The organism is Vibrio sp. 10N.222.52.B7 (genome assembly GCF_041474275.1).
Taxonomy (GTDB): domain Bacteria; phylum Pseudomonadota; class Gammaproteobacteria; order Enterobacterales; family Vibrionaceae; genus Vibrio; species Vibrio crassostreae_C.
The window spans coordinates 1-519 of the sequence record NZ_JBFRTU010000219.1; the positions used below are offsets into that span (position 1 = coordinate 1).

At 43.9% G+C, this 519-nt stretch carries 1 pseudogene; it reads left to right on the forward strand.

What is annotated here, in order from left to right:
* Positions 1 to 519: pseudogene (locus AB4512_RS22505) on the forward strand (hypothetical protein); the annotation flags it as partial.

Genomic DNA, 519 nt, shown 5'->3' on the forward strand with positions numbered 1-519 from the left:
TATCCGCCCTCGCTTAAATCAAGTTCAATTGAAGGACTATTTCCCGAGAATCGTACTCAAAGATCTGCAGACTTCAAAGACAGATTCACAACCACCAAACGAAACCAAGTATTGGCGCAAGATCCGTGGTTTTGACCAATCAGCAGATCTCGACCAAGACAACTATTTATCACCTGTTGAATATAAAAATAGGAACAACAAATTGGCTACTGCTCGATTTCGTTGGGAGTCTCGCGTCATTCCTTTCGGCCGAATGTGGAACCAAAACTCATCATGGTCATTGACCAACCTTGCTAACCCAGATCTACTGATGTTGATGCGAAACTACTATTCCAAACATTGGGGGCAACAAGGGCTCAATGGCGCCTACAACGACGATACCAATAAGCTTTTAGGCGGCAATCAATTTGAGGTTTATTCAGGAGGAACCATTCAAGAGCTTGGTCTTGTCGTAGGGTCTAATGAAGCGGATAAGCAATACAAGACGCAATTCGCAGCCTTTCTCAAACGGTTATCAGC